Raw genomic sequence first — 14836 nt, 5'->3', positions numbered from 1 at the left:
CGGGGCGCCGTTGTCGTGGCAGCATGGGGTCCCGGACTCCTTCGGCCCTGCCCGGTTCCGTGCCGAGGGCCGTCCCCGGCCGGTCCGCGGGCCGCCCCGGGCGGACCGGGCGGACGGGGTTGTCCACGAGTTGTCCACAGCCTGTGGAGGCGCGATGCGATGGTTGGTGGGGTGGAGCAGCGTCGCCGCAAGCTTCCGCGCGGGCGGCTACGGCACGGGCGGCCACGGCACCGCCGGGGCCGTGGGCGAGCCCGAGGAGGGGCGCACCGTTCACCCCGTCGGGGCCCAACTCCTGTGGGGCGACCCGGATCCGCTGTGGGCGGTGGGCGACTGGCGGCCCGACGAGATCCGCATCGTCAGCGTCGGCGCCGACACCCGCCTCGCCGTCCTGGGCTGCTGCGCCGCCAGCGACGAGGAGCTCCGGGTCGGCCTGTTCGCCGCGCGCGGGGGCGCGCTGCGCCACCTCACCGCCTGGCCCGGCAGCTACACGGCCGTCGCCCAGGTCGCCCGCCGTGTCACGGTCGTCGGCGACCTGGCCGGCGCGCGGCCCGTCTTCTACACCCCCTGGGCGGGCGGAACCGCCTACGGAACGGCGGCACTTCCGCTCGCCGACCTCATCGAGGCCCAGCTCGACATCGGGCACCTCGCCGCCCTCCTCGCCTGCCCCGACGTGCCCGAGGCGCTCGGTGACTCGACGCCCTACGCGGGCGTCCGGCGCATCCCGCCCGGCCATGCGCTCGTGCTGCGCGAGGGCTCGCGGGAGATCACCGGCTACGAACCGGTCGCCTCCCTCGCGGTCGCCGCGCCCCAACGCGAGCCCGCCGCCGCGGTGGAGGGCGTGCGCGACGCGCTGGTCTCGGCGGTACGCGCCAGACTCACCGCGCCCCGGCACGCGCCCGAGACCCTGCCGCCGGACCCCGGCCCGGTCCCGGGCATGGGCCCGGCCGAGCGGCGCGCCGCCCGCGGCGGCCCGGCCCCCGGCATAGGGGCCGACCTGTCCGGCGGCCCCGCGTCCGCCACCCTCGCCCTGCTCGCGGCCGGGCTGCCCGGGGTGCCGGGCACGGTCCTCGGCCACGGCACGGGGGCGGGCGAGCGCCTGCTCGCGGTCACCTTCAACGACCTCACGGTGCCGGGACGCCGGGCCGAACTGGAGCGGGCCGGCGCGATGGCCGCCAACCCCCGCCTGCACCACGTGGTGGTGACGGGCTCCGAGGAGTCGCTGCCGTACGCCGACCTCGAAGGTCCGCTCACCGACGAGCCGGGCCCGTCCCTCATCGCGGCCCCGCGCCACCGCCGCCGCCTCCTCGCCGGCAGCGCCGACCACTTCACCGGGAGCGGCGCCCGCCAGGTCCTGGACGCCCATCCGGCGCGCCTCGCCGACCTGTTGATGGACCGCCAGCGCCGCCATCTGCTCCGCCCGGCCACGGCCCTGGCCAAGGCGGGCGGGCCCAGCGCCAACTCCCTCTTCGTCCCGCTGACCGTCTACCGGGCGGCCCGCCGCCTGGCCCGCACGCCCTATCGCACCGGCATCGAGTCGGCGGCGGACGCCCTGCGCACGCCCCGCTTCGACGACGCGGCGAGCCCCCTGTCGATCTCCCTGGCGGCCCTGTCGTGGACCCGGCCGGGCCCGGCGGCCCGCTGGCTGACCGGGGAAGCACTCGCCGAAGTATCGGTTCGCCTGATGGCCTCGGCGACCCGCCCCGCCCCCTCCCAGCGCCCCGGCGAGGCCCGCGCGTCCGCGGCGCTCGCCCGGTACGCCGCCGACCACCGCATCCTGGAACAGGCCGCCGAGGTGCGCAGCCAGCGCCTGCACGCCCCGTTCCTCGACAACCAGGTCGTCCGCGCCTGCCGGGCCCTGCCGGAATCCCTGCGCGTCCAGCCCGGCGCGCGCGCCACGATCCTGCGTACGGTCCTGTCGGCGTCCGGCGTGCGCGACCTGCCTCCCGGCTGGGGCGCCCCCTCCCACGCGCCCTCGACCGCCGCGTCCCGGGCCGGACTGCGCCAGTCGGCCGACCCGCTGATCTCCCTCTTCGAGGCGCCGCTGCTCGCCGACGCGGGCCTGATCGAGGCCCGTACCGTGCGCAAGGCGGTGCGCGCGGCCGCCGCGGGCGAGCCCCTGCCGCTGGACGGCCTCGCCGACCTGATCTCCACCGAGCTGTGGCTGCGCCGCCTGCTGGCCCGCCGCGGCACGTGCTGGACGGGCACCGCCGCACCCCGGCAGCGGGCCGTGGCGGGCGGGGTGACCCCGCCGCGCCGCCCCACCCTGCGTTCCTGAGCCGGACCCGCGCCTGAGGCGGCATCGCCGTGCGCGTGCCGGCCGTCTGGTGGCGCGAGCCCGGGAGGACGGGAAGGGCCGACGAGCGGGCAGGGGAGCGGTGTCGGAGGGCGGCCCGCGGGCTCCGGCACTTATTGATTCCCCCCGCACGCGCGTTCCCCGCCACAATGGCTGCCGTGCGGTACCTGATCCTGGGCGCCACTGAGGCGCACGACACCACCGGCACCGCCGTCCCGCTCGGCGGGCCGAGGCTGCGAACCCTGCTGACCGCGCTCGCGCTGCGCGCCCCCCGCCCCGTGTCCGTGGCGACGCTGATCGACGACGTATGGGCGGACGACCCGCCGCAGGACGCGCCCGCCGCCCTCCAGGCGCTCGTCGGCCGGCTGCGCCGCGCGCTCGGCCGGGAGGTCGTGGAGTCCGGCCCCGCGGGCTACCGGCTCGCCGCCGAGCCGCACGACATCGACCTGTACGCGTTCGAGGAGGGCGCGGCACAGGGCGCGGCCCAGCTGGCGGCGGGCGATCCGGAGACCGCGGCCCGGACCCTGCGCGCGGCCCTCGCCCTGTGGCGCGGCCCCGCCCTCGCGGACCTCCCCGACCGCGACGCCGCCGTACGCCCCGAGGCGCGGCGCCTGGCCGCGCGCCGCGACCGCATCGAGGCGGACCTGCGGCGCGGCGCCACCGGCGCGCTGCTCCCCGAACTGACGGAGCTGCTCGCCGCGTACCCGTACGACGAGACGCTGCACGCCCAGCTGATCCGCACGCTGCGGGCCGAGGGCCGCCGGGCCGACGCGCTCGCCGCGTACGAGCGGACCCGCCGCACCCTGGCCGACTCCCTCGGCACCGACCCCGGGCCCGAACTGACCGCCCTGCACGCCGAGTTGCTGGCAGCCCCGGCGCCCCCGGCCCCGCGGTCCACGGGTGCCTCGAAGGCGGACGACGCCCCGCGCTCCACCGCGGACCACCGCCCCCCGGCCAACGGCAACATCCGCCCCCGTCTCACCTCCTTCGTGGGCCGCGAGCCCGAACTCATCGCCATCCGGGCCGACTTGGCGGACTCCCGGCTGGTCACCCTCACCGGGCCCGGCGGCACCGGCAAGACCCGGCTCGCGGAGCAGGCGGCGGCCGGGGCGGAGACGGCGGCCTGGCTCGTGGAGCTCGCCCCGCTGGACCAGCCCGAGGCCGTCCCCGGCGCCGTGGTCTCCGCGCTCGGCCTGCGCGAGACGACTCTGGGGGTGCGCGAGGGCCAGCCGACCGGCTCCGCCGACCCCACCACGCTGCTGGTCGACGACCTCGCCCGGCGCCCGGACACCCTGCTCGTCCTCGACAACTGCGAGCACGTCATCGACGCCGCCGCCCGGCTCGCCGAGACGCTCCTCACCCGCTGCCCCCGGCTCCGCATCCTCGCCACCAGCCGCGAGCCGCTCGGCGTGCCCGGCGAGGCGGTCCGCCCGGTCGAGCCGCTGCCACCGGCCCCGGCGCACCGCCTGTTCGCCGAGCGCGCCCGCGCCGTGCGCCCCGGCTTCGACCCGGAGGCCGACGCCGAGGCCGTCGCCGAGATCTGCCGCCGCCTGGACGGGCTGCCGCTCGCCATCGAACTGGCCGCCGCTCGGCTGCGGTTGCTCACCCCGCGCCAGATCGCCGACCGCCTCGACGACCGGTTCCGGCTGCTGACCAGCGGCAGCCGCACCGTGCTGCCGCGCCAGCAGACGCTGCGGGCCGTCGTCGACTGGTCCTGGGATCTCCTGGACGAGGACGAACGTGCCGTCCTGCGCTGTGCCTCCGTCTTCGCGGGCGGCTGGGACCTCGCCGCCGCCCAGGCGGTGTGCGGCAGCACCGACGCCCTCGCCGCCCTCGTCGACAAGTCCCTGGTCAGCGCGGTCCCCGCCGCCGACGGCACCGGCATGCGCTACCGCATGCTGGAGACCATCCACGAGTACGCCGCCGAGCGGGCCGCCGAGACGCCCGAGGTGCTGCGCGCCGCCGCCGACGCCCACACCGCGTACTACCGCGAGCTGGCCCGCCGGGCCGAGCCCCGCATCCGCTCGGGCGACCAGCTCCCCTGGATCCGGCGCCTGGAGACGGAGCTCGACAACATCCGGGCCGTCCTGCGCCGCACCACGGCGCAGGCCACCGCCGACGAGAGGGCCGCCACCGAACTCGCGCTGTCGGTGGGCTGGTTCTGGTGGGTGCGCAACTACCGTATCGAGGGGGCCGCCTGGGGCGAGGCGATCGCGACGCTCTCCCCGCCGCCCGACGACCCGTCCGACCCGCGGTACTGGCCGCGGCTCCACCTCGACCTGCTCCGCTTCTTCCTGCTCTCCGACACCAACCCCCGCCAGGGGCTCGACAGCCCCGGCGTACGCGGCCGCCTCCTCCAGCTCCGGGAGGCCTTCGAGGCGGGCGGGCCGGAGGCGGCCCGCTTCCCGGGGCTGCTCTGGCCGTTCACGACCTTCCACGTCGGCAGCCAGATCATCATGCGCGAGTCGATCGACGCGGTCGTCGCCAACTGCCGCCGGTACGGCGAGGAGTGGGCGATCGGCGTCTCCCTGATGTTCCGCGCGCACATGGCCATCGACACCCCCGGCGGGTTCGAGGGCGTCGACGAGGACCTCGCCGAACTGCGCGGCCTCAGCCGCCGCGTGGGCGACCGCTGGATGCGCGCACAGGTGGCCAGCGCCGCCGCCGAGGCCGCGATGATGCGCGGCCTGCCCGACACGGCCCGGCCCGCCTACGAGGAGGCGCTGGAGCTGGCGCGCGAGGTGGGCGCCCACCACGAGACGCCGTTCCTCATCGCCCGGGTGGGTGAACTCGCCTACCGCAGCGGGGACGTGGAGGCCGCGGAGAAGGCCCTGACCCAGGCGTCGGTGGAGGCCGACCACTACCGGGTCGGCGACACGACGCCGTACGTGAACTCCCTGCTGGCCGTCATCGCCCTGGACCGCGGGGAGACCGCCACCGCCCGCGCCCTGCACGAGGAGGCCGTCGAGTTCGCCCAGCTGGGCCCGCTGCCGCCGCATTTCGTCGCGCTGCTCGACGCTCTGAAAGCCCGGATCGCCGCCGCCGAGTCCGGCCCGTCGGCGGGCCTGCGCGCCATGGCGGACACCCTGCGCACGGCGGCGGCCGCCGCCTGCAGCGAGATCGTCCTGGCCCACCTCGCCGAACGCGCCGCCCAGTGGCTCGGAGAGCTGGACGAGCACGCCCTGGCGGTACGCGTCCTGGGCGCGGCATCCGCCTGGCGGGCCGGAATTCCGCGTTCCGTGCCGGAGGCGGACATCGAAAAGTTCGTCACCGCACGGGCGGGCCGGGCCCTCACGCCCGAGCAGTACGAGGCCGAACGCGCCGCCGGGGCGGCCCTGATCCCGGCCGGGATTCCCCCGCTCCTGGACGCCGTGACCGGCGCCCGCGGCGAGGACCCGGCTAGCGGCAGCTGATCTGCGACTGCGCCCAGTCCGCGAGCGCCGCCCCGCCGAACGGGCCCGCAGGCTCGACGACCAGCCGGATGGTCCTGCGGCCCGAGATGTCGGCGTGCACCGGCACCGCCGGGTCCCCGCCGCGCATCACCGGCGACTGCCACAGCCGGGCCCCGTCCCCGTACACCGAGAACCGCACCGCGCCGAGCCCCATCGTGAGGTCGTCCACGCCCGCATAGGCGTCGTAGGTACGGCACTGGCGGTTGAGGTCGATGGTCACCGAGGACCGGCCGTGCACGGTCACCCCGTGCGGATAGCGCCGCTCGCCGATCCGCATGCCCGAGCGCTGCCACAGCCAGCTCGACCCGCCGAGCCGCACCTCGGGCTTGGTGCCGTCGCCGAGCAGGCCGTACTCCAGGCGGTTCACCTGGAAGACGGCGGGAGCGGGCGGCGGCGGGGGCGGTGTCGGCGTGGGCCTGGGGGGCGTCGGCTTGGGCGGCGGCACCGGCCGGGGCGGCGTGGGCCGGGGGTGCGTCGGCTTCGGCGGAGTGGGCCTCGCCGACGGCTTCTTCGGCGCCGGGGGAGGCGGAGGCTGCGGCACGGGCGCGGCGGGCGGCTCGGGCGAGGGCGGCGGCTGCTTCTGCGGGACGACGGGCGCCACCGCGGGCGGCTTCGCGTCGGGCTTCGGCGGCGGCGCGTCGTTGCCGGTCAGCGCGAACACGAGCCCCGCCGCCACCGCGACGGCCACCGCCGCCGCGATGCCCGCCTTGGCCGGGGCGCCCAGCCCCTCCGAGGCCGCGGCACCCCCCGTCGCGCCGCCGGACGAACCGCCGCCCGTCGCCGCGGCCGCCGCACCGGCGCCCGCGGCCCCGGCGGCGCCACCCGCCACCACACCGGCCGCCTTGAGCGAGAACCCGGCGGCGAACCAGCCGATGACCGCGACCGGAAGCAGCGCGGGAATCCCGGCGTTGACGTCTTGGAGCTCGACGACCGCGACCCGGCACTTGGCGCACTCCTCCAGGTGCTTGCTGAGCCCGCGCTCGGCCCGCATCCGCAGCCCGCCGCGCGCGTACGCGCCGAGCCGGTCGGCATAGCGGGCGCAGTCCCCGCCCGCGGTCAGCGCGCTGGAGACGTGCGCCTGGAGGTAGGCCTGCTTGAGGCCCTCCCTGGCCCGGCTGGCGAGCACCGCCGTGGCGTTGGCGGTGAGCCCGAACAGCGGCGCGATGTCGCTGGGCGACTCCTCCTCGACGGTGGTGTGCCAGAGCACCGCCTGCCAGCGCTCCGGCAGCGAGCGGAACGCCTGCATCGCCAGCGTCTGCTCGGCCTCGTGCATGGCCCGCACCTCGGCGCCCAGGTCGACGGTGTCGTCGTCGGACACCTCCGCCGAGCGCGCGGACTGCTGGGCGAAGACCGCGAAGTCGTCGACCAGTTGCTCCCGCTTCGCGGTCCGCGTCCAGGACGCCGCGACCCGCCGCACCGTGGTCATCAGATAGGCGCGCACGGCCTGTTCGGGCCCGGCACCGCCGCGCACCGCCTGGAGGGTGCGCGCGAAGACCTCCGCCGTCAGGTCGTCGGCGGTGTGCGCGTCGCGGCAGCAGGTGCGGGCGTAGCGCCGCACGGCGTGCGCGTGGCGCCGGAACAGCTCCTCGTACGCGCTGTCGTCGCCGGTCCGCATCGCGTGGATGAGGTCGGCGTCGGACTGGCCGACCTCGGCGAGCTCCAGCGCCATGCCCTCGCGGAGACCGCCCTCGCGCTGCGGCGGCACGCTCGCACCGGGGTCCCCGATTCCGTCCATGGGGCCCCAGGGGCCGGGCAGTACCGTTCCGCCCAGATCGGGAGCGGCCGCGGACTCGGAAACGGAATCCCGGTCGGGCTGTCCCGGAAGGGCCGCGTGACCGCTCGGCGAACCGCCGGGACCACCCTGGCTCGGCACCTGCCGCGGCGGGAGGCCGCCCTCGGAGTTGCCGGAGGAGCCGCCGTCAGGGCCGCCTGATTCCGGCCCGCCGCCGCCCGAGCGCGACTCGTCCCGCTCTTCAACGCCCATAGCGGAAGCTCCCGTAAGCACGCTCAGACCTGACCACCGGGCAAGCGTGCCACAGAGCACAAGCGGAGCCGAGCCTCAGGACCGGCAACCACTCATCCGGGGAGACTTCCCGCACCCGAGCACTAGCCGTCACCCGTTCGGGGAAGGCTCGTAGGCTCGGGAGCAGACAATACCGGCCCCAACAGGCGCTCTGCGTAAGGAAGTTGTGGGCGAAAAGGCAGCGCGAATCCGTCAAGGAACGGACGCGGCACCCCCCCTTACGCCGGCCGCGAGCGGAGCCCCTCCAGGAGGATGTCGAGCAGCCGTGCCGAAGCCGCCGCCTGCTGTGTGGGGTCCGGCAGCGAGGGCGCCGCGGTGGCTATCACCAGCAGCACGTCGGCCACGGTCACATCACCGCGCAACTCACCGGCCGAGCGCGCCCGGTCCACCAACTGGCCCACCACGTCGAGCAGCTCGGCCGCCCCCGCGTCGTCCAGCTCCAGCTCCTGCTCGGGCGCCGCCCGCTGCTCGATCACCCGGCCCCAGCCGGGACCCTGCTCGGCGAGGCCCACCTGACGCTGCTGCGGCACCCGCGCTTCGTCGAACCCGTCGCGCAGTCCCTCGGGCCGTACCCCGTCGGTCTCCTCGGCGTCCACGCCCACCCGCAGCACCTGCGGCGGAAGCAGCCGGCCCGCACCCGAGGCCACCGAGGTGCGCAGGAAACGGGAGAGCGCCGACCAGGGCTCCTCCTCCTGGCCGAGCGCCGAGCGCGCCTGGTCGGTCAGCCGCGAGGTCTCCTCCTCGGCTATCCGGCGCACCAGCACGTCCTTGCTCGGGAACCGCCGGTAGACGGTGCCCACCCCCACCCTGGCCCGGCGCGCCACATCTTCCATCGGCGCCCCGTAGCCGAGCTCGCCGAACACTTCGCGCGCCGCGCGCAGCACATGCTCAAGATTGCGCTGGGCATCCACCCGCAGCGGCGCGGAACGCGATCCGCCCGCGCCCGGACCCATGCCCACGCGACCGTTTCCGTCGGACGCTGCGACGGCAGTCTGCCAATGAGAGTCCTGAATGTGCATTTATCCCCCGGTAATAACGTCTCCCCCCGGAGACTCCCCGCCCTGACAGCCGGGGACCGGTCCCTGATCCGACACCCCGACGGGATACGAACATAGTTGAGCCGGAGTCAATTCAGAAGAGGTTCTTCCGCACGGTGTGCCCCCCGATCGGACCAAGGACCGAAACCTGACCGAATCGGACCCGCGCCATCACGTGTCACTCACCCCCTGACCTGCGCATCTCTCATTGCGCCGCGAAGAATGAGCCACCCGCCCCAGCAGTGCCCTCCAGTCACACAATTTGTCGGGCCTGTGGACAAAGCCCGGGGCCCGTTGCGTCATGGGGTGGTGACAGAACCAGTGCGCATTCTCGTGGTCGGCGGCGGATACGTCGGGATGTACACGGCGCTGCGCCTGCAACGGAAGCTCAAGTCGGAGCTGAGGAGCGGCGCGGTCGAGCTCACCGTGGTCACCCCCGACCCGTACATGACGTACCAGCCGTTCCTGCCCGAGGCCGCGGCCGGGAACATCTCGCCGCGCCACGTCGTGGTCCCGCTGCGCCGGGTCCTGGACCAGTGCCGGATCGTCATCGGCGAGGCCGACCGCATCGACCACGCGCGGCGCACCGCCACCGTCACCACCCTCGCCTCGCCCGAGGACGGCACCGGCGCCATCCGGCTGGCGTACGACGAGCTCGTCATCGCGCCCGGCTCGATCTCGCGCACCCTGCCGGTCCCCGGCCTCGCCGACTACGCCATCGGCTTCAAGACCGTCGAGGAGGCCATCGGCCTGCGCAACCACGTCATCGAGCAGATGGACATCGCCTCCTCCACGCGCGACCCCGCGATCCGCGACGCCGCCCTCACCTTCGTCTTCGTCGGCGGGGGCTACGCGGGCGTCGAGGCGCTCGCCGAGCTGGAGGACATGGCCCGCTACACCGCGCGGTACTACCACAACATCAAGCCCGAGGACCTGAAGTGGATCCTCGTCGAGGCCAGCGACCGGATCCTGCCCGAAGTCGGCGAGGAGATGGGCCGCTACGCGATCCGCGAGCTGCGCGCCCGCAACATCGACGTACGCCTGGAGACCCGGCTGGACACCTGCGAGAACCGGGTCGCCGTCCTCAGCGACGGCGCCCGCTTCCCCACCCGGACCGTCGTGTGGACCGCCGGGGTCAAGCCCGCCCCGCTCCTCGCCGCCACCGACCTGCCCCTGAACGAGCGCGGCCGCCTCAGGTGCACCGCCGAACTGCGCGTGGCGGACACCGAGCACGCCTGGGCGGCGGGAGACGCGGCCGCCGTCCCCGACCTGACCTCGCAGGAGAAGGACAAGGAGTGCGCGCCCAACGCGCAGCACGCCGTACGCCAGGCCAAGGTCCTCGCCGAGAACGTCGCCGCGACCGTGCGCGGCGCCCCGCTCACGGAGTACCGCCACAAGTACGCCGGCTCCGTCGCCTCGCTCGGCCTGCACAAGGGCGTGGCTCACGTCTACGGCCGCAAGCTCAAGGGCTACCCCGCCTGGTTCATGCACCGCGCCTACCACCTGAGCCGCGTCCCCACCTTCAACCGCAAGGCCCGGGTGCTCGCCGAATGGACCCTCGCCGGTCTCTTCAAACGGGAGATCGTCTCGCTCGGCTCGCTGGAACACCCGCGCGCCGAGTTCGAGATCGCGGCGGGCGGCGGGCCGCCCGCCAAGGGCCCGGCCCCGCAGGAGAACTGACGGTTGTCAGTGCGGTCCGTCACACTGAGCGTGTGACCATAGGTGGGCCCACACCTGCACAGAGTGATCCAGCGACCCAGCACCGCACAAGGACCGGCAGCACAGCACCCGCAGCAACACACGAGGCTTGGAACACCGTGAACTTCACGCGTTGGAGCGCCCGGCTCCCCGGTACGCAACGCCGCGCCGCAGCACGGACCGACCGCGCCGGCCAGGGCTCCGTGCCCGCGGCCCGCGGTGAATCCGGGCCGCAGCCGCAGCCCTGGCCGGACGAAGCGGCCGAAGCACCGGCCCTGGACGACCTCTCCGTGCCCGACATCCTCGGCCAGCTCCCCGCCCTGGTCGCGCTCCTGCACGGTCCCGAGCACCGCGTGGCGTACGTCAACGACGCCTACACCGCGGCCTTCGGCACCCGCCCGCTCGGCTCCCCGGCCGCCAAGGCGCTGCCCGAGCTCGACGAGCTCGGCCTGCTCCCGCTGATGGATCAGGTGCTGCGCAGCCGCAAGCCCCGTACGGTCAAGTCCCGCAAGACCCAGGGCGCCGGTTCGTACACGGTGACCTGCACCCCGGTGGAGATCCCCGGCCAGGACGAAGGCGGCGTGCTGGTCTTCGCCGCCGACGTCACCGACCACGCGGAGGCCGCCGAGCGGCTGCGCGCCAGTGAGCGCCGCCACCGCGAGACCGCCGTCACCCTCCAGCGCTCCCTGCTCCCGCAGGAGCTGGAACAGCCCGACGACCTGCGCGTGGCCGCCACCTACCAGCCCGGCGGCACGGACGCGGCGGTCGGCGGCGACTGGTACGACGTGATCACCCTGGGCGCCGGCCGCACCGCCCTCGTCATCGGCGACGTGATGGGCCGCGGGGTGCGCGCCGCCGCCGTCATGGGCCAACTGCGCACCGCGGTAAGGGCGTACGCGCGCCTGGACCTGCCGCCGCACGAGGTGCTCCAGCTCCTGGACGGCCTGGCCGCCGAGATCGACGCCAGCCAGATCGCCACCTGTGTCTACGCGGTGCACGACCCCAACGAGGGCCGCCTGGTGTACGCGTCGGCGGGCCACCTGCCCGTTCTCGTACGCCATGAGGACGGCACCGTCCACCGCGCCGAGGACCCGACGGGCCCGCCGCTCGGCACCGGCGGCTGGCTGCACACCTCCGGCACGATCGCCCTGCCGCCCGGCGCCACCGCCGTCCTCTACACGGACGGCCTGGTCGAGCGCAGGCGCGAGGACATCGACGAGGGCGTGGCCGCCCTGGAGCGCGCGCTGTCCGGCGCGGTCGGCACCCCGCAGGTGGTGTGCGACCGGCTGCTGCGCTCGCTCGGCGTCACCGCCGAACACGACGACGACGTTGCGGTCCTGGTCTGCCAGCACCCCGCGCGCACCGGCCCGACGGCCGAGCTGTTCCACAACGCGGCGCTCGATCTGCTGGGCGGCATCGAGGCGGCGCCCCGTGCCCGCGCGTTCGCCTCCGGCGTCCTGGTCTCCTGGCGCTTCCCGGTGGAGCTGCGCGACCTGGGCGTCCTCGCCGCGAGCGAGCTGGTGGCCAACTCGCTCCAGCACGGCACCCCACCGATGCGCCTCCGGCTCCGCCGCACCGACCGCCGCCTGATCATCGAGGTGACGGACGGCGACGACCACCTGCCGCGCCGCCGCCGCGCCGACCCCGCGGACGAAGCAGGACGAGGCATCTCGATCGTCGCGACGATCGCCTCGTCCTGGGGTTCGCGCCGCACACCGGGCGGCGGCAAAGCGGTGTGGTGCGAGTTCGCGCTGCCCGGCTAGGCGTTGGCGGGCGCCTGCTCCGGCAGGTGCACCGCCACCACGCGCGACTTCGCGGCGAGCATCGGATGGTCCTGCGCGAGCGTCAGCCGCTTGCCGAGCCGCAGCGCGAGGACGGTGATGCCCAGCGAGAAGAGCACGAACGTCACGATGTACGGGCCGTGCAGCGCGGCCCCCATGGGCCCGCCCACCGCCGGACCGACCGCCAGCGCGAGCTGCTTGACCAGCGCGAACGCCGAGTTGTACTGCCCGACCATCGACTCCGGAGCGAGGTCGGCGACCAGCGGCGCCACGGTCGGCGACAGCATCGCCTCACCGAGCCCGAAGAGCGCGTACGTCGAGACGAAGGCGGCGGTCGCCATCGCCTGGCTGCCGTGCCCGAGCCCGGCGTAACCGGCCGCGATCCACGCCACGGCCCAGATGAGCCCGACCGACGCGATGACCCGGCTGCGGCGCCGGCGCTCCACGAACTTGAGCACCAGGAACTGCGCGACCACGATCACGGCCGTGTTGGCGGCGAGCGCGATCCCGAGCGTGGAGGGCTGGATCCCCGCGGCCTCGGTGCCGTATGCCGCGAGACCCGACTCGAACTGCCCGTAGCAGGCGAAGAACAGCACGAAGCCGAGCACGCACAGCTGCACCATCGCCCGATGCCCGAGGATCGCGCGGATCCCGCCGCCGGGCTGCTGCTCATCCTGGGGACGCGCGTCCGGGACGACCACGGATCGCGGCATCCTCACGGAGCCCGCGATCCCGGCGAGCACCAGGAACATCGCCGCCTCGATGGAGAAGAGGAGCGTGAAGCTGGAGGGGTGGCTCTCGTCGACGATCTGGCCGCCGATGAGCCCGCCGATGCCGAGGCCGAGGTTCTGCAGGAAGAACTGCATGGCGAAGGCACGGGTGCGCGTCGCGGGGCCCGAGCACCAGACGATCATCGTCGCGAGCGCGGGCTGCATGACGGCGGTGCCCGCCCCGAGCAGCGCGGCCGAGGCGACGGCGGCGGGCACGCTGGAGGCGAGGCCCATGCTCAGCGCGCCGAGGGAGGCGAGCAGCGCGGCGCCGATGAGCACCGGGAGCGGCCCGCGCCGGTCGATGACGCGGCCGGTGAACGGCAGCACCACGAGCGCGGCCATGGCGAAGACGGCGAGCACGACACCGGCCGTGGTCGCACCCAGATCCCGCACCTGAGCCACGTACACGTAGAGATACGGAACGGTGAACCCGAGTCCGAACGCGCTCAGCGCGTTACCCGCCTGGATCCGGCGCATCGCTGCACCCATCGCCTTGGTCACACTCACCACCTTGGAGGTCTGGAAGCTCTAGGAACCCGGCCCGGGAGCGGTGAGCCGGACGGCTCGAACCTGAAGGGCTCAGGGCTGAAGACTTCAACACTAAAGTTAGAGCCTTAACAATACACACTCAAGGACTTAGACGCCAACGACCCCCGTGCCATACTCGCGACATGGCTGAGACCACCGAGCCCGCCGAGCCCGACGGCCCCCAGGAGCCGACCCTCGACGAGCAGATCGCCGCGTACCAGCGCGAGTACCGCGACCTCGACCCCCAGGTGGAAAAGGTCGTCTCGGCACTGGGCCGCCTGAACCGCCGGATGAACGTGGCGTACGGCCGTCAGGTCGCCACCCTGGGCATCAGCAACGCCGAGTGGGAGGTCCTCAAGACCCTGCTCCTGGCGGGCGAGCCCTACCGCCTGGGCCCCGGCGAACTCGCCAAGCGCCTCGGCCTGACCCCGGCCGCCATGACGCACCGCATCGACCGCATGGCGGGCGAAGGCCTGGTCACGCGCGACCGCGACGAGAACAACCGGGTCCGCGTCATCGTGGAGCTGACCGACGAGGGCCGGACGAAGTGGCTCGAGGCCATGCGGATGGCCAGCGACTTCGAGGAGGACCTGCTCCAGGACCTCTCCTCCGACGAGCGCGGCGTCCTCGGCGAGATGCTGATCCGCCTGCTCCGCAGGGTGGAGCACGCCCAGCCGGACGCGGGCGGCCGGCTCACCGACCTCGACTGAGAAAAACCAGTGGACAGGAGCGAGGGCCGGGGTTGACACGGTCCTCCCCGGCCCGTAAGGTTCTTCGAGTTGTCGCGGAGCCGATACGGTTCTGCAACAACCGTCCGCCGCAGGATCTGCGGCAACCCAACTCAGCACGATCTCCCGACCGGGAGTGTTTTCGGCATGCCGAATTCATTTCGATCGGGCCCGGAAGACTCGATTACGGGTCGCCGGGAAAATCCGCTAGAGTTCGGGAGTCGGAACGGCCCAACAGCCGGGAAGACAAGCCGACTTGGCCCCGGGAGACCGGGAATCGGGCCCGAAAGGATCTGATAGAGTCGGAACCGCCGGAAAGGGAAACCCGCAAGGGAGAACCGGAAAGGCGCCGAGGAAATCGGACACGAAAGAGTCTGATAGAGTCGGAACACGAAATACCGAAGGGAAGCGCCCGGAGGAAAGCCCGTGAGGGTGAGTACGAAGGAAGCGTCCGTTCCTTGAGAACTCAACAGCGTGCCAAAAGTCAACGCCAGATTGACAACCCCGTCCACTTCGGTGGATCGAG

At 74.3% G+C, this 14836-nt stretch carries 8 protein-coding genes; 5 read left to right on the top strand and 3 right to left on the bottom strand.

Annotated elements, in window-relative coordinates; all coding sequences use genetic code 11:
• Positions 1-154: 154 nt before the first annotated feature.
• Positions 155-2275, top strand: a complete 2121-nt coding sequence (locus DT019_RS35565) for an asparagine synthase-related protein (RefSeq protein ID WP_114041137.1) — start codon at positions 155-157, stop codon at positions 2273-2275.
• Positions 2276-2451: 176 nt separating this feature from the next.
• Positions 2452-5706: an AfsR/SARP family transcriptional regulator gene (locus tag DT019_RS35560; protein WP_114041173.1), complete on the top strand. Its 3255-nt coding sequence runs from the start codon at positions 2452-2454 to the stop codon at positions 5704-5706.
• Here the strand turns inward: DT019_RS35560 and DT019_RS35555 are convergent.
• Positions 5693-7729 (bottom strand): sigma-70 family RNA polymerase sigma factor, encoded by a 2037-nt coding sequence (locus tag DT019_RS35555; RefSeq protein WP_114041136.1) that lies wholly within the window; start codon positions 7727-7729, stop codon positions 5693-5695. The two genes, DT019_RS35560 and DT019_RS35555, sit on opposite strands and share 14 nt — an antisense overlap.
• A 257-nt stretch (positions 7730-7986) precedes the next feature.
• Positions 7987-8787 carry a TetR/AcrR family transcriptional regulator gene (locus DT019_RS35550; RefSeq protein WP_114041135.1) on the bottom strand — a complete coding sequence of 267 codons (801 nt, stop codon included), beginning with the start codon at positions 8785-8787 and terminating at the stop codon, positions 7987-7989.
• A gap of 339 nt (positions 8788-9126) precedes the next feature.
• Between DT019_RS35550 and DT019_RS35545 the strand changes: the two genes are divergently transcribed.
• Together DT019_RS35545 and DT019_RS35540 are read left to right on the top strand one after the other, a co-directional pair.
• A complete protein-coding gene (locus DT019_RS35545) occupies positions 9127-10485 on the top strand; it encodes an NAD(P)/FAD-dependent oxidoreductase (RefSeq protein WP_223279931.1) in 1359 nt (452 codons plus the stop codon).
• 137 nt (positions 10486-10622) lie between these two features.
• Positions 10623-12266, top strand: coding sequence for a SpoIIE family protein phosphatase (locus DT019_RS35540; RefSeq protein WP_114041134.1), 1644 nt, complete (start codon positions 10623-10625; stop codon positions 12264-12266).
• On the opposite strand, the gene DT019_RS35535 is transcribed toward DT019_RS35540, so the two are convergent.
• Positions 12263-13543: an MFS transporter gene (locus DT019_RS35535; protein WP_189390240.1), complete on the bottom strand. Its 1281-nt coding sequence runs from the start codon at positions 13541-13543 to the stop codon at positions 12263-12265. The two genes, DT019_RS35540 and DT019_RS35535, sit on opposite strands and share 4 nt — an antisense overlap.
• A gap of 182 nt (positions 13544-13725) precedes the next feature.
• Here DT019_RS35535 and DT019_RS35530 point away from each other — a divergent pair, with 182 nt between their 5' ends.
• Positions 13726-14292: a MarR family winged helix-turn-helix transcriptional regulator gene (locus tag DT019_RS35530; RefSeq protein WP_114041132.1), complete on the top strand. Its 567-nt coding sequence runs from the start codon at positions 13726-13728 to the stop codon at positions 14290-14292.
• Positions 14293-14836 lie beyond the last annotated feature (544 nt).

The sequence above is a fragment of the Streptomyces sp. SDr-06 genome (assembly GCF_003324565.1).
In the GTDB taxonomy this organism is placed as follows: domain Bacteria; phylum Actinomycetota; class Actinomycetes; order Streptomycetales; family Streptomycetaceae; genus Streptomyces.
The sequence above is the reverse complement of the archived record's forward strand: the minus strand, read 5'-3'. Positions and strand labels throughout refer to the sequence as shown.